The sequence below is a fragment of the Sphingosinicella rhizophila genome, assembly GCF_032378825.1.
GTDB classification, from domain to species: domain Bacteria; phylum Pseudomonadota; class Alphaproteobacteria; order Sphingomonadales; family Sphingomonadaceae; genus Allosphingosinicella; species Allosphingosinicella rhizophila.
The window spans coordinates 18,396-39,463 of record NZ_JAVUPU010000016.1 but is presented as its reverse complement, the minus strand read 5'-3'; the positions used below and the strand labels follow the sequence as shown (position 1 = coordinate 39,463).

Genomic DNA, 21,068 nt, shown 5'->3' with positions numbered 1-21,068 from the left:
ATCACCGCGATCCAGCAGGCGACCCGGCAGACGGTCACGTCCAATGGCTCCATCCTCCGTACGGTCGAGGAAGTTCAGAACTCGGCCGACCGCATCCGCAAGGCCATGGAGGTGCAGGCGCAAACGGTTACGATGATCACCGCCGCGGTGGATGAAACGGCCCTCGCCGCCGATTCCATGTCTTCCACCATCGCCGCGATCAGGCTCGACACCGAGAAGGTCGCCAGCGACATCGAGGAGGTCGAGCAGGGTTTTGGACGGGTCGATGACCAGCTCACCCGCTTCCGGGCCACGACCTCGGAATTCCTGAGCAATTTCGCGGCCTGACCGGGCCCGCCTGCACGGCGCGGCGCGCGAGACGCAGGCTTCCTCTTTTCCTTCGCGACCGGCTCGCTTATCGCGCCCGCATGGCACAGCTCAACATCTTAGCCACCGGCACGAGTCGCGGAATCGGCAAGTCCATCGCGGCCTCCTTTGCGGGGCATCGGTTCGTCGGTCATTCGAGCAGGGGCGGTGACAATGAACTCGCCGCCGATCTTTCCGAGAGCGGTGCCGCGGAGCGACTGTGGCACGAAGCGCTCGAACGTCTCGGGGGCCGGATCGACGTACTGGTCAACAATGCCGGCATCTTCGAAGCCGCGCCGATCGATCAGAACCATGGGGACTGGGTTCATGCGTGGGAACGGACCATGCAGGTCAACCTCACGGCGGCGGCCGAGCTCTGCCGGCTGGCCATCCTTCATTTCAGGGAGGAGGGCGGGGGCCGCATCGTCAATGTCGCGAGCCGCGCCGCCTACCGCGGCGACAGCCCGCAGCACTGGCATTATGCCGCGTCCAAGGCGGGCATGATCGGCATGACCAAGACGATCGCGCGGGGCTATGCCGGTGAGAACATCCTTGCCTTCGCAGTCTGCCCGGGTTTCACCATGACGGGCATGGCGGAAGAGTATCTGGCAAGCCGCGGTGGCGACAAACTGCTCGCCGACATCCCGCTCGGACGGGTGGCCTCTACCGACGAAGTGGCGGAAACGGTGCGATGGTTGGCTGTCGACGCCCCACCCTCCGCCACCGGATCGGTGATCGACGTAAATGGCGCCAGCTTTGTCCGATGAATCCCAGGTCACCTGGAAGGTGACCCTGCCTTGTACCCGCTCCGAAGGGCAGGCGATCGCGGACGATTTCTCGCCGCTCGCCTTGCTCGATCCGCCCCCGGTGCTGATCACCAGGGAGGCGGATCCCGCCGCACCGGACAATTGGCTGCTCGACGCCTATTTCGAACTGGAGCCGGATGCCCGGTTGCTGGCGATGCTCCGCAGCTTGATTCCGAGCGCCGCGGGCGCCGCACCCGTCATCGAGAAGATCCGGGATGAGGATTGGGTAACGATCAGTCAGCAGGGGCTGGAGCCGATCCACGCCGGCCGCTTCTTCGTGCACACGCCTGCCCATCGCGATGCCGTTCCGACCGACGCCATCAGTTTCGAGATCGATGCCGGCCGGGCTTTCGGCACCGGCCAGCATGAGACCACGACAGGCTGCCTGATGGCATTGAGCCGCCTGAAAGATGAAGGCGCCCATTTCTCTAATTTGCTGGACCTCGGCACGGGCACCGGCCTGCTCGCCTTTGCGGCGATGAGGCTGTGGCCCGTCGCCCGCGCGACCGCATCCGACATCGATCCGATTTCGATCGAGGTCACCGAAGAAAATGCTGGAATCAATAAGGTCATGCTGGGCCGGTCGCGCGGCCAGCTGGAACTGGTCGTATCGCCCGGTCTCGAAAGGCACAGGCTGAAGGCGCGCGCACCTTATGACCTTATCATCGCCAACATCCTGGCCGCGCCATTGATCGACCTTGCGCCTTCCGTTGCCGGAGCCTTGCAAGCCGGCGGCCGACTCATCCTGGCCGGCCTGCTGGAACATCAGGCCGAGAAAGTGGCGAACGCCTATCGACGGCAGGGGCTGATCGCACGCTTCCGGATCGAGCGCGGCGAATGGCCCACTTTGGTGATGCGCAAGCGCCGCTCATTGAGCCGGCGCTGAGGCAGGACATCCATTCTCGGAATGCATCGGGCCATCGGCGCGCCAACCTCTCTCCCGAATGGAAAAATGGATCGATCGCGACCGCGCGTTAAGCGGCCGCTGCGACGATCGCGTTCCAGGCCGCCTCGTCGATCACTTCGACTCCCAATGCTTGCGCTTTCTTGAGCTTGGAGCCGGCGCCTGGCCCGGCGACCACCAGATCCGTTTTCGCCGACACCGATCCCGCCACCTTGGCGCCAAGCGCTTCCGCCTGCGACTTGGCCTCGTCTCGCGACAGCGTTTCGAGACTGCCTGTGAAGACGAGCGTCTTGCCGCTGACCGGCGATTCCTTCGTCTCCCAGATGAGATCGGCCGGCGCGACGCCAGCCGCCAGCAGGGCGTCGATCACGTCTCGATTGTGCGGCTCCTCGAAGAAATCGAGCAATGCGTTGGCGACCTCGGGGCCGATATTGGGCGTTTCGATCGCCGCAACGACGATCTTGTCCCGGCGCTGATGATATTTGCGCTCCTCCTCGCCTTCCTCCGCCTGCACATCCGACCTGGCTTGCAGCGCCCGTTCGATCCTGCCCCGGAAATTGTCCCAGCTGCGGTAACGGCGGGCGAGATCCCGCGCCGTCACTTCGCCGACATGACGGATACCGAGCGCGAACAGGAAGCGGTCGAGCGGCGGGTTCCGCTTGGCATCAATCGCCGCGATCAGGTTGCGCGCCGAAATCTCCGCCCAACGTTCGCGCGAGAGCAGATTGTCGATCGTCAGCCGAAATATGTCGGCTGGCGATTGGAGAAGGCCGTCCCGGAAGAAGCTTTCGATATGGGTGATGCCGAGGCCTTCGATGTCGAGGGCGTGGCGGCTGACGAAATGACGGAGGCGTTCGACCCGCTGCGCAGGGCAGATCAGGCCGCCCGTGCACCTGATGTCGACTTCGCCTTCCTCACGCACCGCTTCGGAATCGCATTCCGGGCAACGATCGGGAAATCGATAGGATTCGCGGTCGGCCTCCGGTGTCAGGTTCTGGAGCACCTGCGGGATGACGTCGCCGGCGCGCTGGATCAGCACGCGGTCGCCCACCCGGACGCCGAGCCGCTCGATCTCATCGGCATTGTGCAAGGTGGCATTGGTCACGGTGACACCGCCGACACTGACCGGTTTCAGGCGCGCGACCGGGGTGAGCTTGCCGGTCCGCCCCACCTGGATATCGATGGCTTCAAGAATGGTTTCCGCCTGCTCGGCGGGAAATTTGTGCGCCAGCGCCCAGCGCGGCGCCCGCGCCACCTGGCCCAGGCGGCGCTGCCAATCGAGTGCGTCGACCTTGTAGACGACACCGTCAATGTCGAACGGGAGATCGGCTCGCGCGGCCTCGACCTGCCGATAGAAATCGAGCAGCGCCTCGATGGTCGTGAAGCGCGCGATATCGGCGATCGGCAAACCCCATTCGGCGATCTTCGTCATCACGTCGAGCTGGCTATCGGCCGGCAACTTGGAAGCCTCGCCCCAGCCATGCGCGTAAAAACGCAATGGGCGCGAGGCGGTGACGGCGGCATCCTTCTGCCGCAATGATCCCGCCGCCGCATTGCGCGGATTGGCGAACTGACGCGCCTTTGCAGGATCCTCGGCCTCGGCGAGCAACCTGGCGTTCAACGCCGCGAAGTCCGCCTTGGACATATAGACCTCGCCCCGGACTTCGAAAATGACGGGTGCGCCGTCCAGCCGTTGCGGGATGTCGGCAATGGTGCGGACATTGTCCGTCACCACCTCGCCGGTGGTGCCGTCGCCGCGCGTCGCCGCCTGCACCAGCAGGCCCTCTTCGTAGCGGAGCGAGCAGGAAAGTCCGTCGATCTTGGGCTCGGCGGTCAACGCCACCTCCGCCCCGGCCGGGAGATTGAGGAAACGCCGGACGCGCTGGACGAAATCCTCTACGTCCTCGGCGCTGAAGCCATTGTCCAGACTGAGCATCGGCAAGGCGTGCCGTACCTTGGAGAGGTGGGCTGAGGGAGTAGAACCGACCTGGCGCGACGGGCTGTCCTCGCGGACGAGATGGGGAAACAGCTTTTCGAGCTCCGCATTGCGGCGGACCAGGGCATCATATTCGGCGTCGCTGATCTCGGGATCGTCCTCGCCATGATAAAGGCGGTTGTGGCGCGCGATCTCCGCCGCAAGCCGTTTGAGTTCGGCCGCAGCCTGGTCCTCGTTCACGCCGCCTCCAGCAATCGCGTCGCCTGGGCACGCGCTTCGTCCGTCACTTCCGCCCCCGAAAGCATGCGTGCAATCTCTTCGCGCCGCTTCGATTCGTCGAGGACATGGACGCTGGTGCGGGTGACCAGGCCCTGATGGCTCTTTTCGATGAGCAGATGGCGGTTGCCGCGGGCGGCGACCTGCGGGCTGTGGGTGACGACGAGCAACTGGGCGGTTTCGCTCAGCCTGTGAAGCCGTTCCCCCACGGCGCTCGCGACCGCGCCTCCGACGCCGCGGTCGATCTCGTCGAAGATCATTGTGGTGGCGCCGCCGCTTTCCGCCAGAGCCACCTTGAGAGAGAGGATGAAACGTGACAATTCGCCGCCACTTGCGATGCGCGTCAAAGGCGCGAAGGGCGCGCCGGGATTGGTGGAGACTTCGAACTCGATCCGGTCGCGCCCGCGGGCGCTCCATTGCGTTTCCGGCAAGGCTTCCATCGCGGTGCGGAACCGCGCCGAATCCAGCTTCAGCGGCGCCAATTCCCGCGCCACTGCCAGGTCCAGCCGCGTTGCCGCCTCGGTCCTCGCCTCCGTCAGTCGCACCGCCTCCGCATCGAAGGCGGCGCGACCGGCCGCGACTTTCTGCTCCAGCGCGGCCAGCCCCTGGTCCCCCGCCTCCAATGCGGCCAGCCTTTGCGCAAGCTGCTCCGCCAGCTCGGGCAGCTTCCCGGGCTCGATCCGGTGCTTGCGGGCAACGGCGCGAAGCTCGAACAGCCGCGCCTCGGCTTCTTCGAGACGCGCGGGATCGCAGGACAGTGCCTCCGCCGCCTCGCCGAGTCGCATCTCTGCTTCGGATGCTTCGACAAGCGCCCTGTCCAGCGCTTCGAGCGCCTCCCCGAGCTTGTCATGCTCACCCGCGATTCGCTCCAGCCGGCGGGCTGCCTGGCGAAGCATGGAAAGTCCCCCTTCCGACCCGTCAAGCAGATCGTTCGCGGTCCCGATATCCTCCGCCAACCGCGCGCCTTTCTGCATATTGGCGCGGAGCAAGGCGAGTTCCTCTTCCTCGCCGGACTGGGGCGAAAGCTGCTTGAGCTCGGTAACCGCATGTTCCAGCCAGTCGCGATCGCGCGCGGCTTCGGCCAAAGCCTCGCGTGCCTCGGCGAGCGCGGCTTCCGCCTCGTTCCAGGTCCGATAGGCCGCCTCCGCCGCCTTGGTGTCGATCCCTCCGAAAGCGTCGAGCAAGGCACGGTGACCTCGCGGATTGAGCAGGCCGCGATCATCGTGCTGGCCATGGATCTCGACCAGCATCGCACCGAGATCGCGGAGCAGGGCGACCGACACGGCCTGGTCGTTGACGAGCGCCCGACTGCCGCCATCGGCCTTGACGATACGACGGACGACGAGCGGCTCGCCGGGTTCGCCCTCCAGCCCGCTCTCTTCGAGCAATGCAAGCGCCGGATGATCGCGGGAGAGATCGAAGCTGGCGGTCACAACCGCCTGGGCCTGGCCATTTCTCACCAGAGCGCTGTCGGAACGGGCACCCAGCGCCAGCCCGAGAGAATCGAGCAGGATCGACTTGCCGGCGCCCGTTTCTCCGGTCAGCACGCCGAGGCCGCGGCCGAATTCCAGATCGAGGCTTTCGATCAATACCACGTCGCGAATGGAAAGGGCGGTCAGCATGATCCTTCAACCATCACGCGGGGCCGCCGACCGCGCACAGGCCGAGCCGGCGGGCAGATCAGGCCGCCGGCGCGTTTCTCTGCACCAGGGAATAAGCGCGCCGATACCATTTGGTATTCGGATAATTGGCGCCGAGCACAGCCGCCGCCCTGCGTGCCTCTTCCGGGATGCCGAGCGCTAGATAGGATTCGGTCAGCCGCATCAGCGCCTCGGGCGCGTGGGTGGTCGTCTGATATTCATCGACCACGTTACGGAAACGGACGATGGAGGCGAGCCACTGGTTGCGCTTCTGATAGAATCGGCCGATCTCCATTTCCTTACCGGCGAGATGGTCGCGGACCAGGTCGATCTTGAGCCGTGCGTCGGAGGCGTAGCGGGTCATCGGATAGCGGCGGACGAGCTCGCCCAAGGCGTCGAGCGCCTGGCGAGTGGTGCTCTGGTCCCGCTGCACATCCTCGATCTGCTCATAATAATTGAGCGCGATCAGGTAATAAGCGTAAGGTGCATCCTTGTTGCCGGGGTGGATCGACAGGAAGCGTCGCGCGGATTCGATCGACTTGGTTTCATCGCCGGCCGCATAATAGCTGAATGCGCTCATCAGCTGCGCACGGCGCGCCCAGACCGAATAAGGATGCTGGCGCTCGACCTCGTCGAACAAGGCCGCGGCGAGCGTGTATTGGCGGCGATCGAGCCGATCCTTGGCCATGGAATAGAGGGTGTTGACGTCGCGCGCGACATATTGCGTGTCGGCCCGCGTCCGCTTGTTGCCACCGGCGCATGCAGCCAGCGGCAGGACAAGGGCGACCATGACGATGGCGGCGAGCGATCTGGAAATTCGAAGAGGCATGGCGGCTTCTTAGCTGAGGGTTTGGCGCAGGCCAAGCGGCACGTGGCGAAGCTGAGCCTAAAGCGGATGAACGGTGGGTTAAGCCTTGGCGGCTCAGCTGCTATAGCACCCGGCGATGCTGCGCGTACTGACCCTTGCCACCCTGTTTCCAAGCACCGCGCAGCCGACACTCGGCGGCTTCGTGGAGCGGCAGACTATCGGCCTGGCCGCGCGAGACGATGTCGAACTGCAGGTGGTTTCGCCGGTCGGCCTGCCGCCCTGGCCCCTTTCGCTTCACCCGCATTACCGGGCTCGGGGACGCCTGCCCCTTCGGGAAATCCGGAAAGACCTCATCATCCACCGGCCCCGCTTCCTTTCGCTGCCCGCCCGCGGTGCGGCCATGGCGCCGCGGGCAATGGCACGCGCCTTGCTGCCGCTGCTTCGCGAAATCCGGAAAGACTTTCCGTTCGACATCATCGATGCGGAATTCTTCTGGCCGGACGGGCCAACGGCAATGCATCTCGCGGCGGCGCTCGCTATCCCCTTTTCGATCAAGGCGCGCGGCGCGGACATTCATTATTGGCCGACGCGCGCCGGGATCGGAGGACAGATCCTTGCCGCGGGAAAAGCGGCCGACGGCCTACTTGCCGTGAGCGAGGCGTTGAAGGCCGACATGATGCGGCTCGGCATGCCCGGCACCATTGCGGTTCACTATACCGGGGTCGACCCCGACCTTTTCAAACCCATCGATCGGGCAGAGGCCAAGGCGGCGCTGGGCGTGCAAGGTCCCCTGATAGTCACGGCGGGGGCGCTCATTCCACGCAAGGGGCAGAGTCTGGCATTATCGGCGCTGGCGGAAATTCCGGACGCCACCCTCCTATTCGTCGGCGATGGCCCAGACCGCAGGCTTTTGGAGGAACGCGCGAAACGCTCTGGAGTGGACCGGCGCGTACGTTTCCTCGGCAATCGCCCGCATGAGACGCTCCCCGGCCTGTTCGGGGCAGCCGACATCATGTTGCTTCCCTCCCGTTCCGAGGGTCTTGCCAATGTCTGGGTGGAATCGCTGGCCTGCGGCACGCCCATCGTCATTCCCGACATTGGCGGCGCCCGGGAAGTGGTGGACCGCCCCGAAGCCGGTCGGCTGACGCCGGCGGATCCGGCAGCCATGGCCATAGCTGTCCGGGAAATTCTCGCCGACCCGCCCGCCCAGGAGGCGGTCCGCAGATCGGCCGAACGATTCAGTTGGGAACGAAACAGCGAGGCGCTGTTCGAACATCTTTCAGGTCTTGCTCACCAGCGATCCAGCCCTGAAACGCTATCGGTCCAGACGTTTGAATAGAGCCTGATTCACGTCTTCGGTGAAAGCGCGAAGCGCTTCCACCTCACACGATCAGGTTCTAAGTCAGCGGCAGCAGAGCCGCGACGATCCATCTTTCCTCGCTCCGCAACATTCCCCAGGCGCGTGCCGCCGCGCGGCTGTCCATCACTTCCAGACCGATCCCACGCTCCTCCAGCGATTGCTTCAACGGGCGCGGCGGAAAGGCGAAGGCGGCGCCGGCGCCAAGCAGCACGAACTCGGGCGGAGGCTGCAGATCCAGGATGGGGCCGAGGCTGGCGATATCGAGATCCGCAAGCGCCGGCGGCACCCATTCATGCGCGCTCCGGGGCGTCAGCAGTAGCGCCCGGTAGATGCCGCCGTCGACAGCGAAGCCTCCCTGTGCGAAGCCCTGGACGATCGGGCCAGGAGGCTTTGGATCTCGGTCGAACCGAGGCGTCATCTAGCGCTCGTATCCCTCATTATAATCCTTGACGCGCTCGGCGCTCGCGGATGAGCTCTTTGGGACGAAACTGTCCGAATTCACCTTCAGCCAGATCAGCCAGGGTGCTGCGATATAGATGGTCGAATAAGTGCCGACGACGACGCTGATGAGCAGCGCGGTCGTGAAGCTCTGGATCACGTCAGGCCCGAGCAACATCAGCGATCCCAAAGCGAGCAGCATTGACAGGTTGGTGGCAATGGTCCGCGACAAGGTCTCGTTCATCGACAGGTTGAGCAGGGACGTTATGTCCATCTTGCGATATTTTCGGAGATTCTCGCGGACACGATCGTAGATGACGATGGTATCGTTGAGCGAATAACCGATCAGGGTCAGCAAGGCGGCAATGACGTTAAGGTCGAACTCCATCTGCGTCAGGGCGAAAAAGCCCAAGGTCAGGGTGACGTCGTGCAACAGCGAAAAGAGCGCTCCTACGCCGAACTGCCATTCGAAACGGACCCAGATGTAAATTGTAATCCCGATCATCGCGAACAGCAAGGCGCGCCCACCGTCCCATGCCAATTCCTCGGAGACCTTGCCGGAGACGGTGTCGACCGAGTCGATCCGAACACCCGGATATCTTTCCTGCAGCGAACTCCTGACCTTCGAAGCGACTTCGTTGGCGCCTTCCTCTCCGCCGGCAGGAAGCGGCAACCGGATCGACACTTCCTGCGGGGAACCGAATTCCTGGATGCTCGGATCGCCGACGCCGAGCCCTCCGACCTGCTCGCGCAGTTCGTCGAGCGAGGGCGGCTGCTGAAAATGGACACGGATCACCTGGCCACCGGCAAAGTCGACGCCGAAGTTGAGACCCTTCACGGCAATCAGGGCGATCGAAGCGACCATGAGCAGGAGCGAGATGGCGATCGCAATATTTCGCCAGCGCAGGAAATCGACATTCGTATTGTCGGGAACGAGTTTCAAAAGGCGCATGGCGATCCTCAGATCCTGAGCACGGTTGGCCGCTTGCGCAGCCAGATGGAAACGAACATGCGTGTCACGGTGACGGCGGTAAACACGGACGTCACGATGCCGATCATCATGACGACCGCGAAACCGCGGACCGGCCCCGATCCATAATAGAAAAGCAGCATGCCGGCGATCACGTTGGTGATATTGGCGTCGAAAATCGCGGTGCGCGCTTCATTGTAGCCATGTTCGATGGCATCGAGCACCTTGCGCCCGCGCCTTTGTTCTTCCCGAATGCGCTCGTTGATGATCACGTTCGCATCGACGGCCGCGCCCACGGTGAGGACGAAGCCGGCGATACCCGGCAGCGTCAGCGTGGCATTGAACAGCGCCATAACGCCCAGGATGATGACGACGTTCAGGACCAGGGCAATGTTGGCATAGACGCCGAAGCGGCCGTAGGTCAGGACCATGAAAATGAGGATCGCGACGCTTCCCACGATGCCGGCGATGATCCCTTTCTCGATCGACTCGCGGCCGAGGTCGGGCCCGACCGTCCGCTCCTCGACCACCTTCAACTCCACGGGCAGTTTGCCGGAGCGAAGCTGCACGGCCAGGTCGTTCGCCGACTGAACCGTGAAGCTGCCGCTGATCTGCGCGGTCCCGCCCAGGATCGGTTCGTTGATGTTCGGCGCCGACAGCACGACATTGTCGAGGATGATCGCGAACGGCTTGCCTACATTTTCGCGAGTCACGCGAGCGAAGCTGCGGCCGCCGGCTGCGTTGAAGGTGATATTGACCACCGGTTCGCCGGTTGTCTGATCGAAAGCCTGCATCGCGTCCGTCAGTTGCTCGCCCGTAACCATCGCACGACGCAGGACGGCGATACGTCCGCCCTCTGCCATCGGCAGGATCTGGCTGCCTGGCGGGGCGCGGCCCTGTTCGATCTGCTCGGGCGAGGCATTGCGATCGACCAATTTGAATTCGAGCCGTGCCGTCTTGCCCAGCAAGGCTTTAAGGCCTTCGGGGTCCTTCAATCCAGGAACCTGAACCAGGATCCGCTCCTTGCCCTGGCGAACCACGGTCACTTCCCGCGTGCCGTCGGGATCGACCCGATTATAGACGACTTCGCGGGCCGTATTCATGGCGCTGTCCACGGCCGCACTCAATCCGGCCTGGGTGGGTATCATGACGACGCGATTCTGATCGACGACGTTCACGGTCCAGTCGCGCGGTCCGAGGCCGACCGGCTGGGTCTGCTCGCGCGCGAACTCCACCGCCGCATCCACTTGCGCGGGATTGCGCACCATGAAGCTCAGCCGCCCCTCCGATGTGGATATGGCGCCGATATCGATCGACGGTGATTTGCGGCGCAAGCCGACCCTGATCGTCTCTTCCATCTGGCCGAGCCGAAGCTTGGCCACTTCGCTGGTGTCCGCCTCCAGAAGGAGATGGCTGCCGCCGGCCAAATCGAGTCCCAGATTGATGCGCGCGCTGGGCAGAAATCCCGGCCACTTCGCCACTTGGGATTCAGGGAAGAAGCTCGGGATCGCGAAAGCGATACCGAGAAGGACGAGGAGCGTGGTCGTCCAAATCTTCCAGCGCGGGAAATCCAGCATGGGTCAGTCGTTCGCCGGCTTGGTGCCGTGCGGCCTGACGTCGCTGAGCATGGATTTGAGCGCCTTGATCCTGACGCCGGTGGCGATTTCCAGTTCCACCTCATTGTCTTCGACCTTGATCACCTTGCCGATCAGGCCGCCGCCGGTGATGGCGACATCATTCTTCTTCACCGCCATGATCATGTCCCGGTGCTGCTTCGCACGCCGCTGCTGCGGACGGATCAGCAGGAAATAGAAGATGACGAAGATGAGCGCGAGCGGAGCGATCTGGACCAGGAAGGCCTCGGCTCCCGATGGTGCGGCGCCGGTTGCGGCATGGGCAGGGGATGCGAACATGAAAATACCTGACGAAGAGGTCGGCGCGGAACGCGCGTCCGGAAAGGCCGGGCGACTATCATGAGGGCGGCACTTTGCGCAAGGCGGCGCGCACGGCCCGGGAGCGCGCGGCCAGGGACCCGCACGGGATTCAGGCTAACGCGGCTGAAATATGATCAGTGTGGACGTGCCGTGCGCCAGCAATTTTCCCTGGTCGTCGGTGATCCGCGCTTCCGCGGTGGCAATCTGACGGCCACGGCTGACGACCTTGCCTTCGGCCCGCACGATCCGACCGTCCGGCTGGATCGGTCGGGTGAAATTCGCCTTGGTCTCGACCGTCGTATAGCCTGCTGCCACGCCGAGTTCGCTATGCAGGGCGCAGCCGGCTGCGCTGTCGATCAGGGTCAGCGCCCAGCCCCCGTGGACGCCGCCGAGCGGGTTGAGCAGGTGTGGCCCAGGCCGACCTTCGAACACCGCGCGCCCTGGTTCGACGTCGACGAGCCGGAATCCGAGGCCTTCCGAGATGGGCGGCGCCGGCAGGTCTCCGCGGATCATCGCCTGAAGAAATTCTAGCCCGCTCAGCGTCTCAATCTCCTGAGGGGTACAGACGCCGTAGCGCAGATCCTGTGGCATTCATATTCTTCCAGTTGCTTTTCGAAACTAGTTTTTGGCGGCCGGAACGTCAATCCCCCGACGCTTGCCATCCCTTCTCCATCCGCCTACATCGCGCGCCCTGGTCGGGGCGTAGCGCAGCCTGGTAGCGCATCACACTGGGGGTGTGGGGGTCGGAGGTTCGAATCCTCTCGCCCCGACCAACAGCGTCAAAGGATTGGCGTCACGTTGACAGCAGTACCGCAGCCGGATCGGCCGCGGTCCAAGGCAACCCTCCCGAGCCGGAACTCCCTCTCGATGACTTATCGATTTCACTGGGATGGCTGATCGAAATTAATCACTTCTCCCTCATCGGGGATGAGCGCATCCTTCCTCGAAATAATATCGGAGAGGAAAGAGCAATGGACGCAAAGACCGGCGGCAGCCCCTTGAGCGATCCCGGACGGGAGCCGCGTGCACTCAGATCGCTCCTTGGCAGGACGAATCGCGATTGGTGGCCGAACCAGCTGTCGCTGGACATCCTTCATCAGAATGGGACCGGATCACCGGACCCGATGGGTGCCGACTTCGATTATGCGAACGCGTTCCGGTCGCTCGATTACCAGGCGGTCAAGCGCGACCTGACCGCGCTGATGACGGACAGCCAGCCCTGGTGGCCGGCCGATTATGGCCATTACGGCCCGTTCTTCATTCGCATGGCGTGGCACAGCGCCGGAACCTATCGCACCGGTGACGGCCGCGGCGGCGCCTCCTCCGGCAGCCAGCGCTTCGCCCCGCTCAACAGCTGGCCGGACAACGCCAATCTGGACAAGGCGCGCCGCCTGTTGTGGTCGATCAAGCAGAAATATGGCCACCAGCTTTCCTGGGCGGACCTGATGATCATGGCCGGCAATGTCGCGATCGAATCGATGGGAGGGCCGGTCTTCGGCTTCGGGGGCGGCCGCAAGGATGTGTTCGAGCCCCAGAAGGACATTTATTGGGGTACCGAGGAGAATTGGGTCGGGCAGGGCGCCAAGACCCGCATCGTCGAAGGGAAGGCTTTCGAAGACCCGCTCGCGGCCGTGCAGATGGGCCTGATCTACGTCAATCCGGAAGGGCCCGACGGCAATCCCGATCCGCTCCAGTCGGCCCGGGATATCCGCATGACCTTCGCCCGGATGGCGATGAACGACGAGGAGACGGTCGCGCTCACCGCCGGCGGCCATACGTTCGGCAAGTGCCATGGCGCGGGCGACGCCAGCAAGATCGGCGCCGAGCCGGAAGGCGCCGACATCGCCCAGCAGGGCCTCGGCTGGCAAAGCGGGCATGAAAGCGGGATGGGCGATCATACGATCACGAGCGGCCTGGAAGGCCCGTGGACGCCGACCCCGATCCGGTGGAGCATGGCCTATTTCCATATGCTGCTCGATTATGAATATGAACTGGTCACCAGCCCGGCCGGCGCCAAGCAGTGGCAGCCCGTCGACCAGAAGCCGGAGGACATGGCGCCGGGCGCGCACAGTCCGGAGCGGCGGGTGCCGACGATGATGACCACGGCCGATCTGGCGTTCAAGATGGATCCCGAATATCGGAAGATCTCCGAGCGGTTTCGCGCCAATCCGGACCAGTTCGCCGATGCCTTCGCCCGCGCCTGGTTCAAGCTCACCCACCGCGACATGGGGCCGAAGGCCCGCTATCTGGGGCCCGAGGTGCCGGAGGAAGACCTCATCTGGCAGGATCCAGTGCCTGCGGGCAGGACGCTCAGCGACGCCGAGGTCGCAAGCCTCAAGCAGAAGATCGCCGGCTCCGGCCTCAGCGTCAGCCAGCTGGTGAAGACCGCCTGGGCGTCGGCCGCGACCTTCCGCGGCTCGGACAAACGTGGCGGCGCAAATGGCGCGCGCATCCGGCTCGCGCCGCAAAGGGACTGGGACGTCAACGAACCGGGCGAACTCGCCAAGGTGCTCCAGGTCTACGAGCAGGTGAAGGCCGAATTCGGCGGCGGGGTCAGCCTTGCCGATTTGATCGTGCTCGGCGGCTCAGTCGGTGTCGAAAAGGCGGCAAGGGATGCCGGACATGACCTGACCGTGCCGTTCGCCTCCGGCCGCGGCGACGCATCCGAGGAACAGACGGACATCGAAAGCTTCGAGGTGCTCGAGCCGAAAGCGGACGGGTTCCGAAACTATCTCCAGGTCCAGTTCAGCGTACCGACGGAGGAATTGCTGATCGATCGCGCACAGCTGATGCAGCTGAGCGCACCCGAAATGACGGTGCTGGTCGGCGGACTGCGTGTGCTCGGTGCCAATCATGGCGGGTCGAAACATGGTATGTTGACCGATCGGCCGGGGCAGCTCACGAACGACTTCTTCGTCAATCTGCTGGATATGGGAACCGCCTGGAAGCAGGTGGACGATGAAGCCGATGAGGTCTTCGTCGGCACCTGCCGCAGGACCGACGAGGAGAAGTGGACGGCGACACGAACCGATTTGGTCTTCGGATCGAATTCACAGCTCCGCGCTCTTTCGGAGGTCTACGCCTCCGCGGATGCCGGCGAAAAGTTCGTGAAGGACTTCGTGGCGGCCTGGGCGAAGGTGATGAATGCCGATCGCTTCGATCTCAGCGATACCGGCTGCCACGCCCCCGAAGCTGCTGCCTGACGCGGATCGGCCAAAGCCGCCGCGGCCAGGCCCTGGCGGAAGGAGGACATCCCATGCACCGAAGTGATGTCGACCGCCTCGACCCCCGTCGAACCTATTGGATACCGGGGGTCGTATCCCCGCACCGCGACTGGGCCGGTGCTCCCGGTTGCCGGAGGGGCGCCCGGTTCGTGGTGGATTGCGAGACCTTGCGCCCCAGCCGCAGCGACTTCGAAACGTTCGACAGCGAGCTCGACTGCCTGCAATGGATCATGCGCCACCGATCGCAGCTCAACCGGACCTTGCCCGATGCCCGGATACGGCCGGTCCGGCTGGACCATTGGCTATTGGGTCTCGATTGACCGATCACCGAGCCGGCGGTCGGGGACATAGCCGAGGGTGAGCGGCCGTGGAATGAGAACGCACCGACGATATCGCGTCTTGTGCCCGGCGTGCAAATACGGCCTATCACATTGGAGAGCGTAAGCTCGCGCGTTCGATGCCCGCGTCCGAACCAATCCGTCCTCACCCGGGCGGTGCCTCAACCGTCACATCACTCAACCGATGGTAGGCCGCTCGCGCCACACGTCGAGCTTCTCCTCCAGCAAGCGGGCAAGCGCGAGCATCTTGCCTTCCTCGAACAGTCGGCCGTGCATCGATATGTTGGAGGTAACGCGACGCTTGGCGCCGCTTGGATCGATCGGCGCGAAGCCGAGGTCGCGCGTCGCTGTCTCGGCGAAACCCGAGCGGAAGCTGAGGCCGGGATGGCCGGTGAAATTGGCGATCATCAGCAGTTCGAAACTGCCGTAGGTCGGCGCGAACAGGATATCCACCCGGTCGAACAGGCGGTCCATCATCTCCATCACCTGGCGGCGAAACCGCTCGATCTGATAATAATCCACTGCAGAGAGGAAGCGTGCCTGGCGCCATGAATCGGCCCAGGGCGCGATCAGCTGCGCGTCCTTGCCGCTAAGCGTGAGATCTTCGAAAATGGCGGCGGATTCGACATAGAGGCTGTCCAGCAACATCGCGTAAGGAAGAACCGGGAATTCGACTTCCACCATTTCCACGCCGATATCCTTCATCGCCGCCAGGCCATTCAAATGGCCCGGGCTGGCCGGAACGAGACCGAGCAGCTGCCCCTCGCCGCCGGCTTCGCCGAACCCGACCTTGCTGAACCATTTGGGCGAATAGCCGACCTTGATGGTGCGAGGATCGATGGCGGAATCATAAGCGAAACCGAAATCGATGGAGGCGCTGGATCTCGGATCGGGGCCGTTGATCGCCGCCAGGACCAGAGCGGCATCCTCGGCGCGGCGGCAGAGCGGACCGATCCGTTCGAGTGAAGGCGTCAACGGCATGCAGCCATGGACGGGGACGCGGCCGAAGGTCGGTCTGAGGCCCGTCACACCGCAGCGGTCGGCAGGATTGAGGATCGATCCGAGGCTGTCGGTGCCGATCGAGAAGGCACAGAGGCCCGCGGCCACCGACGAGCCGGATCCGGCGCTCGATCCCCCCGACGGCTCGTCAATGTTCCAGGGATTCCTGACCATGCCGCCGAACCAGGTGGCGCCGTTGGCCAGTTCCGCAGTCGCCACCTTCCCGAGCAGGACGCCGCCGGCTTCCCGCAGTTTCGCGGCCACGGCGGAATCCTCGCTTGGCACCCGCTGGCGGAACAAGGAAGAGCCCCAAGTCGTCGGGATGCCGGCCGTATCGATCACATCCTTCAGAGTATAGGGGATGCCGTGAAGCGGACCCCGCGACCGACCAGCGGCAAGTTCAGCATCTCTCTCCTTCGCCTGGCGACGCGCCAGATCGGCAGTGATTGTGATGAAGGCATTGAGCTTGGGATCGATCCGCGGGATGCGGTCCAGATAGATTTCGGTGAGACGCAGGCTGCTGATCTGGCGGGTAGCGAGCCAGTGCGCCTGTTCGGCCACCGAGGCGAAAGCGACATCGATGTCGGCGCGCGGCAGCGTTGGCCTCCGTCCCGCATGAAGGCGGACATGATCGTGCTGGACCGGGTAGGTACGACCGGGCATGCGCGGATCGAAGCGCGACGCAGGCTGCAGATCGCGCGGCCGGGATTCAGCATGAAAAGGCCCGATCGCCTTCGCTTTGTCTGACAAGAGCGGGGCGAGGCGTCGGAGAGCATCGTCCGGGAAGCGGACCGCGTGCAGCTTCTCGGCTTCACGCAGGGTCTCGACGCCGATCGTGAGATTGGCATCCTCCCGCGGCGCGTTCCCGGCGTCGGTTTCCGCCGTTCCAGCCGCCTTGGCCGGCGCCGGGCGCAAGCCTGCCCCAGCCGCCGCCAAGCCCAATGCGAGCACCTCCCTGCGATCCATTAGCCCCTCCTCTTATTCGCCGATCCTGTCCCCCGAACCACGCCCTAAGTCTTCGCGGCCGCTTCGACGTATAATACATGCTTGCATGTTGTATGTAAGTCGTCTTGTCGGGCGCGTGGAGCGCTGGGCCGGAACGATCAATTGGCTCTCGCATATGGTCGGAAATTCGAGGTTAGGCACGGCCGGCCAGCGCGCTTTACAACGCTTCCTTATTCATTACTGTATGAATTCGGGAGAGCTATGATGTCGATTACGGAACATGAATCTCTGAGCAGGTCGTTGCTCATTATCGATCAGGCCTGGACCGAGATGCGGGACAGCCCTTGGGTCAGACGCGACCTCGGCCTGCCCATCGAGCGGCTTCCGGACATTGGTGAAGCAGCTTCACTCTCCCGCAGCGAGAAGGCGAAGTCTTTACTCGCGCGTGCCGACGGCATCGATGTCGCCGCGCTGCCGAAGGAAATCGCCCTCACCCTCGGCGTCGCCCGCGCTGCCCTGGAACGGATGGCCAAGGAAGGCGAGTGGTACTGGGTCGTCTTCGATCCGCTCGGCGTCGGCTTCTTCGCGATCTTCGCGCCATGCAGCTATGGCGGCGGCTTCTTGTTGAACATGGTGGGGCAAATGCTGGCGCAGCACCGGTTCGACGCGGCGGGCGATCTCGACCGCTACCTTGGCCTGATCGAGGATTATGGCCGAATGATCGGCCAGATGCGGGAACGGACGGAGGGCCAGGCGGCACGCTCCATTCGTATGCCGAAGCTGCAACTCGATCAATCGCTGGAACTGGTGCGGCGCTTTGCCGCACAGGCCGAAAGCGCGCTTGTGCCTGCCGCGGCCCGCCTCGGCCCGGTCGGCGGCGACCGGGCGCTGGCCCAGATCGCCGAGCGCGTCCGGACAAAGGTGAAACCGAATTTCGACGCTTTGCTCGCGCTGCTCGACGATCCCGCCTATCGCGCCGCTGCACCGGATGCTGTCGGGATTGGGCAATATCCCGGCGGGCCGGCCGTTTATGCAGAATTGGTGCGGCAGCACACGACGCTCGATCTGACGCCGGAGCAGGTGCATGAGGAGGGGCTGAAGCGGATCGCGGCGGTGCGCGCGAAGATGGTCGCGCTTCTGGAGGAGATCGATTTCGACGGCACGCCGGAAGCCTATCTCGAATCGCTGGCTGACGATCCCGACTGGCGTGCCGAGGGAGATGAAGCGATCGGCGCCGTCTTCCATCGCTATATCGATCGGATCGCACCCCATATCGACGATTATTTCGCCTTCAAGCCTTCGGCACCGCACGGCGTCGAGCCCCTCCCCAAGGCACTCAGCGGATCGATGACCTTCGGTTATTATGATGCGCCCAGCGCCGACAATCCGACCGGCCGATATTTGTTCAATGCCGATAATCTGGCGGGCGGACCGCTCGCCAATATCGCGGCGCTGAATTATCACGAATTGGTGCCCGGTCATCATTTCCACCTCGCGTCGCAGCGCGAGAATAAGGATCTTCATCCGCTACGTTCTTACGCCTTCATCAATGCGTTCAACGAAGGATGGGCCGAATATGCCGCCACGCTCGCCGGCGAGATGGGGATGTATGCGGAGCCTGCGGAAAGGTTCGGCCGGCTGGTGATGGATTCGTTCCTGACGACCAGGCTGGTGGTCGACACGGGCATGAACGCGCTCGGCTGGTGCCTTGAGCAGGCGCGCGATTACATGCGTGCCAACGCCTTCATGCCGGAAACCGAGATCCGCTCGGAAAGCCTGCGCTATTCCTGCGACATTCCAGGACAGTCGCTCGCCTATAAGCTCGGCGAATATTATCTTTTCGAACGAAGGGAGGAGATGCGGGCCGCGCTTGGCGACAGCTTCGATATCCGCGCCTTCCATGACGCGGTGCTGATGCCGGGCGCTCTTCCGCTGACCCTGGTGGGCAACAATGTCGCCGATGCCACCCGCACGCTCGCAGCGAAGGCCGCATGAGCGAGGCGGGTGCGGCCGCCGCGCAAAGTGAGAGCGCCGGGGTCGAGGCAGAAACCGGCCTGATACCGCCTTGGCAACTTTATTCCGATCGGCAGCGCTGGACATTCCTGACGATCCTGTTCCTGATCTGCACGTCCAACTATATCGACCGGCAATTGATGTCGGTGCTGATCGAGCCGATCAAGAACGAGTTCGGCGCGAGCGACACGCAAATGGGCCTGCTGTCCGGCCTCGCCTTCGCCGTCTTCTATGCCGTGCTCGGCATCCCGATCGCGCGCATCGCCGATCGCGGCGACCGCAAGCTGGTCGTCACGGTGTCGCTCGCCTTGTGGAGCGCAGCCACGGCAATTTGCGGCCTGGCACAGAACTTCTGGCAGATGTTCGCCGCGCGCGTCCTCGTCGGCGTCGGCGAGGCGGGGGCGATCCCGCCGGCCCAATCCCTGATCGCAGACTATTTCGCGCCGGAGAAACGGACCCGCGCACTCGCCATCTTCATGTCGTCGGCGACCGTCGGTTATCTCGTCGCCTTCATGGGCGGGGCGCAGATCGCCGCTCGGTACGGTTGGCGGACAGCCTTCCTCATCATGGGCATTCCCGGCCTCCTCATTGCCCTGATCGCCTTCCTGGGGCTCAAGGAACCGCGCAAGCTTCCGGGGCGGCAGCCGCATGAGGCATCCCAGGAATCGCTGACGGCCTCCCTCCGGATCCTGTTCCGCAAACCGAGCTATGTGCTGATCACGACGGCGACCGTCTTCTACTTCCTCGTGGCTTATGGCGCATTCATCTGGTTCCCACCCTATATGCAGCGCGTGCTCGGCGTCGACCTTGCCCAGCTTGGCGCCGTCTTCGGTGCAGTGAGCGCTGTCGGCACCGTGGCCGGGACGTTGCTCGGCGGCTGGATATCGGACAAGATGGCGGCGCGCGGCATTCGCTGGATGGCGCTGACCCCGGCAATCGCCCTGGCAATCTGCTGCCCGCTCAGCATTGCGGCGCTCGCGGTCGACAACTTCACCGCCTTCCTCATTCTCTTCAGTCTTGCGGGACTGCCGCTCTCCGCGTCGGTACCGGCCATGTTCGGGCTGATCCACATCGTCTGCGGATCGCGCCGACGGGCGATGGCCGTCGCCATCAACTTCTTCTTCGCCAATCTGATCGGCCTCGGCTTTGGTCCGGTCATCACCGGCTATCTCAGCGACATGTTCACCGCGCAGCATGGTGCGGTCGGCCTCCGCTATGCCCTGATGATCGCGCTATTGGCCTTGCTGCCGGCGGCGCTCGCTTACTGGCGGGCGGCACGGCATCTCGAACAGGACATGGAAAGCTGAATAGGAGGAAAGCCTGCCGTCTGGCGAACGACGATGTGCAGGCGGGATCATAATGCTATGAGCAGCCGCAATATTCCTGCTATTCTTTCACGACGTCATTTTTGAAGGTTCAAGGACAATATGGCCGGACGCACGCCCAAGGTGACTGCCGAAACCTGGATTGACACCGGACGCCGCAGCCTCGTCGAAGAAGGGATCGGGGCGGTCAAGGTCGATCGGCTCGCCAGCCGCCTCGGCGTTACCCGCGGCGGCTTCTATCACAATTTCAAGGATCGCGAGGATTTCCTGGCTCAACTCCTTGCCCATTGGGAGGAGACGTGCCGATTCCTGCCCGATGAACCGCCGGCAAGCAGGCCGGCGGAAGCGGCGGATTGGTTCTGCAATGTGGTCGATCGGCTGATCGCCGCCGACGGCTATGATCCCCAATTCGACATGGCGGTACGGGAATGGGCAAGATCGGACCAGCGCGCGGCCTGGGCCGTCGAGCGGGCAGACCGCATGCGGCTCGCGACGCTTCAGCGCTTCTTCGAGGCCGTGGGCTATAATGCCGACGAGGCCAAGATCCGGGCCCGCGTATTCTATTACCACCAGATCGGCTATTATGCCCTGGGCGTTAGGGAAAGCCTGACCGAACGTCGGCGCAACCTGAATTTCTACATGGAAATCCTCTCCGGGCCGGGCGTTCTGGCGGCGGCACGCGCAAGCGAAGGAAAACCCAGGAAGATCCGCGCCCGAGGCTGATCAACTCCCCTCGTAAATCCAAGAATCCAGCGGGACGTGCTGCGCCATGTGCGGCTTGCGGGCCCTATAATAGACAGATATGCA

17 protein-coding genes, 1 tRNA gene and 1 pseudogene are annotated in these 21,068 nt (G+C 63.8%); 10 read left to right on the top strand and 9 right to left on the bottom strand.

The features are described from left to right. The 3 genes and pseudogenes from RQX22_RS18935 to RQX22_RS18925 all read left to right on the top strand — a co-directional run. Positions 1-327, top strand: a pseudogene (locus RQX22_RS18935) (methyl-accepting chemotaxis protein); the annotation flags it as partial. Between the two features lie 80 nt (positions 328-407). Next, positions 408-1,112 (top strand): SDR family NAD(P)-dependent oxidoreductase, encoded by a 705-nt coding sequence (locus tag RQX22_RS18930; protein WP_315728719.1) that lies wholly within the window; start codon positions 408-410, stop codon positions 1,110-1,112. After that, the gene (locus RQX22_RS18925) at positions 1,102-2,037 is read left to right on the top strand and encodes a 50S ribosomal protein L11 methyltransferase (RefSeq protein WP_315728717.1); all 936 of its coding nucleotides are present in this window, start codon (positions 1,102-1,104) and stop codon (positions 2,035-2,037) included. Before RQX22_RS18930 ends, RQX22_RS18925 begins: the two co-directional genes overlap by 11 nt. A gap of 88 nt (positions 2,038-2,125) precedes the next feature. Here the strand turns inward: RQX22_RS18925 and ligA are convergent, their stop codons facing one another. The 3 genes from ligA to RQX22_RS18910 are packed head-to-tail and all read right to left on the bottom strand — an operon-like array spanning position 2,126 to position 6,736. Beyond that, on the bottom strand, positions 2,126-4,231 hold the full coding sequence (gene ligA, locus RQX22_RS18920) for an NAD-dependent DNA ligase LigA (protein ID WP_315728715.1): 2,106 nt from the start codon (positions 4,229-4,231) through the stop codon (positions 2,126-2,128). Further along, positions 4,228-5,889 (bottom strand): DNA repair protein RecN, encoded by a 1,662-nt coding sequence (gene recN, locus RQX22_RS18915; protein WP_315728714.1) that lies wholly within the window; start codon positions 5,887-5,889, stop codon positions 4,228-4,230. Before recN ends, ligA begins: the two co-directional genes overlap by 4 nt. Before the next feature lie 58 nt (positions 5,890-5,947). After that, the gene (locus RQX22_RS18910; RefSeq protein WP_315728712.1) at positions 5,948-6,736 is read right to left on the bottom strand and encodes an outer membrane protein assembly factor BamD; all 789 of its coding nucleotides are present in this window, start codon (positions 6,734-6,736) and stop codon (positions 5,948-5,950) included. Positions 6,737-6,851: 115 nt separating this feature from the next. Between RQX22_RS18910 and RQX22_RS18905 the strand changes: the two genes are divergently transcribed. Beyond that, on the top strand, positions 6,852-8,054 hold the full coding sequence (locus tag RQX22_RS18905; protein ID WP_315728710.1) for a glycosyltransferase: 1,203 nt from the start codon (positions 6,852-6,854) through the stop codon (positions 8,052-8,054). Positions 8,055-8,112: 58 nt separating this feature from the next. Here the strand turns inward: RQX22_RS18905 and RQX22_RS18900 are convergent, their stop codons facing one another. From RQX22_RS18900 to RQX22_RS18880, 5 genes are all read right to left on the bottom strand, one after another. Further along, positions 8,113-8,493 carry an Mth938-like domain-containing protein gene (locus RQX22_RS18900; RefSeq protein WP_315728708.1) on the bottom strand — a complete coding sequence of 127 codons (381 nt, stop codon included), beginning with the start codon at positions 8,491-8,493 and terminating at the stop codon, positions 8,113-8,115. Further along, positions 8,494-9,465, bottom strand: coding sequence for a protein translocase subunit SecF (secF, locus tag RQX22_RS18895; protein WP_315728706.1), 972 nt, complete (start codon positions 9,463-9,465; stop codon positions 8,494-8,496). Between the two features lie 8 nt (positions 9,466-9,473). Next, complete coding sequence (gene secD / locus RQX22_RS18890) at positions 9,474-11,060, bottom strand: protein translocase subunit SecD (RefSeq protein ID WP_315728704.1); 1,587 nt, start codon at positions 11,058-11,060, stop codon at positions 9,474-9,476. Positions 11,061-11,063: 3 nt separating this feature from the next. Continuing rightward, complete coding sequence (gene yajC, locus RQX22_RS18885) at positions 11,064-11,396, bottom strand: preprotein translocase subunit YajC (RefSeq protein ID WP_315728702.1); 333 nt, start codon at positions 11,394-11,396, stop codon at positions 11,064-11,066. A gap of 135 nt (positions 11,397-11,531) precedes the next feature. Continuing rightward, positions 11,532-11,930, bottom strand: a complete 399-nt coding sequence (locus tag RQX22_RS18880; protein ID WP_315728700.1) for a PaaI family thioesterase — start codon at positions 11,928-11,930, stop codon at positions 11,532-11,534. 183 nt (positions 11,931-12,113) lie between these two features. Here RQX22_RS18880 and RQX22_RS18875 point away from each other — a divergent pair. From RQX22_RS18875 to RQX22_RS18865, 3 genes are all read left to right on the top strand, one after another. Next, positions 12,114-12,190 (top strand) — tRNA-Pro (locus RQX22_RS18875). A 198-nt stretch (positions 12,191-12,388) separates the two neighbouring features. Continuing rightward, complete coding sequence (katG, locus tag RQX22_RS18870) at positions 12,389-14,620, top strand: catalase/peroxidase HPI (RefSeq protein ID WP_315728698.1); 2,232 nt, start codon at positions 12,389-12,391, stop codon at positions 14,618-14,620. Between the two features lie 53 nt (positions 14,621-14,673). Further along, the gene (locus tag RQX22_RS18865) at positions 14,674-14,961 is read left to right on the top strand and encodes a hypothetical protein (protein ID WP_315728697.1); all 288 of its coding nucleotides are present in this window, start codon (positions 14,674-14,676) and stop codon (positions 14,959-14,961) included. 195 nt (positions 14,962-15,156) lie between these two features. Here RQX22_RS18865 and RQX22_RS18860 read toward each other — a convergent pair whose 3' ends face one another. Next, the gene (locus RQX22_RS18860; protein WP_315728696.1) at positions 15,157-16,944 is read right to left on the bottom strand and encodes an amidase; all 1,788 of its coding nucleotides are present in this window, start codon (positions 16,942-16,944) and stop codon (positions 15,157-15,159) included. Positions 16,945-17,184: 240 nt separating this feature from the next. Between RQX22_RS18860 and RQX22_RS18855 the strand changes: the two genes are divergently transcribed. The 3 genes from RQX22_RS18855 (at position 17,185) to RQX22_RS18845 (ending at position 20,984) form a co-directional block, all read left to right on the top strand. After that, a complete protein-coding gene (locus tag RQX22_RS18855; RefSeq protein WP_315728695.1) occupies positions 17,185-18,918 on the top strand; it encodes a DUF885 domain-containing protein in 1,734 nt (577 codons plus the stop codon). Then, on the top strand, positions 18,915-20,243 hold the full coding sequence (locus RQX22_RS18850; RefSeq protein WP_315728694.1) for a spinster family MFS transporter: 1,329 nt from the start codon (positions 18,915-18,917) through the stop codon (positions 20,241-20,243). Before RQX22_RS18855 ends, RQX22_RS18850 begins: the two co-directional genes overlap by 4 nt. 120 nt (positions 20,244-20,363) lie before the next feature. Continuing rightward, positions 20,364-20,984, top strand: a complete 621-nt coding sequence (locus RQX22_RS18845; RefSeq protein ID WP_315728693.1) for a TetR/AcrR family transcriptional regulator — start codon at positions 20,364-20,366, stop codon at positions 20,982-20,984. Positions 20,985-21,068 lie beyond the last annotated feature (84 nt).

Coding starts and splice junctions, on each gene's coding strand:
- RQX22_RS18930 (WP_315728719.1), top strand. CDS start 408: ATGGCACAGCTCAACATCTTAGCCACCGGCACGAGTCGCGGAATCGGC.
- recN (WP_315728714.1), bottom strand. CDS start 5,889: ATGCTGACCGCCCTTTCCATTCGCGACGTGGTATTGATCGAAAGCCTC.
- RQX22_RS18910 (WP_315728712.1), bottom strand. CDS start 6,736: ATGCCTCTTCGAATTTCCAGATCGCTCGCCGCCATCGTCATGGTCGCC.
- RQX22_RS18905 (WP_315728710.1), top strand. CDS start 6,852: ATGCTGCGCGTACTGACCCTTGCCACCCTGTTTCCAAGCACCGCGCAG.
- RQX22_RS18900 (WP_315728708.1), bottom strand. CDS start 8,493: ATGACGCCTCGGTTCGACCGAGATCCAAAGCCTCCTGGCCCGATCGTC.
- secF (WP_315728706.1), bottom strand. CDS start 9,465: ATGCGCCTTTTGAAACTCGTTCCCGACAATACGAATGTCGATTTCCTG.
- secD (WP_315728704.1), bottom strand. CDS start 11,060: ATGCTGGATTTCCCGCGCTGGAAGATTTGGACGACCACGCTCCTCGTC.
- yajC (WP_315728702.1), bottom strand. CDS start 11,396: ATGTTCGCATCCCCTGCCCATGCCGCAACCGGCGCCGCACCATCGGGA.
- RQX22_RS18880 (WP_315728700.1), bottom strand. CDS start 11,930: ATGATCCGCGGAGACCTGCCGGCGCCGCCCATCTCGGAAGGCCTCGGA.
- katG (WP_315728698.1), top strand. CDS start 12,389: ATGGACGCAAAGACCGGCGGCAGCCCCTTGAGCGATCCCGGACGGGAG.
- RQX22_RS18865 (WP_315728697.1), top strand. CDS start 14,674: ATGCACCGAAGTGATGTCGACCGCCTCGACCCCCGTCGAACCTATTGG.
- RQX22_RS18860 (WP_315728696.1), bottom strand. CDS start 16,944: ATGGATCGCAGGGAGGTGCTCGCATTGGGCTTGGCGGCGGCTGGGGCA.
- RQX22_RS18855 (WP_315728695.1), top strand. CDS start 17,185: ATGATGTCGATTACGGAACATGAATCTCTGAGCAGGTCGTTGCTCATT.
- RQX22_RS18850 (WP_315728694.1), top strand. CDS start 18,915: ATGAGCGAGGCGGGTGCGGCCGCCGCGCAAAGTGAGAGCGCCGGGGTC.
- RQX22_RS18845 (WP_315728693.1), top strand. CDS start 20,364: ATGGCCGGACGCACGCCCAAGGTGACTGCCGAAACCTGGATTGACACC.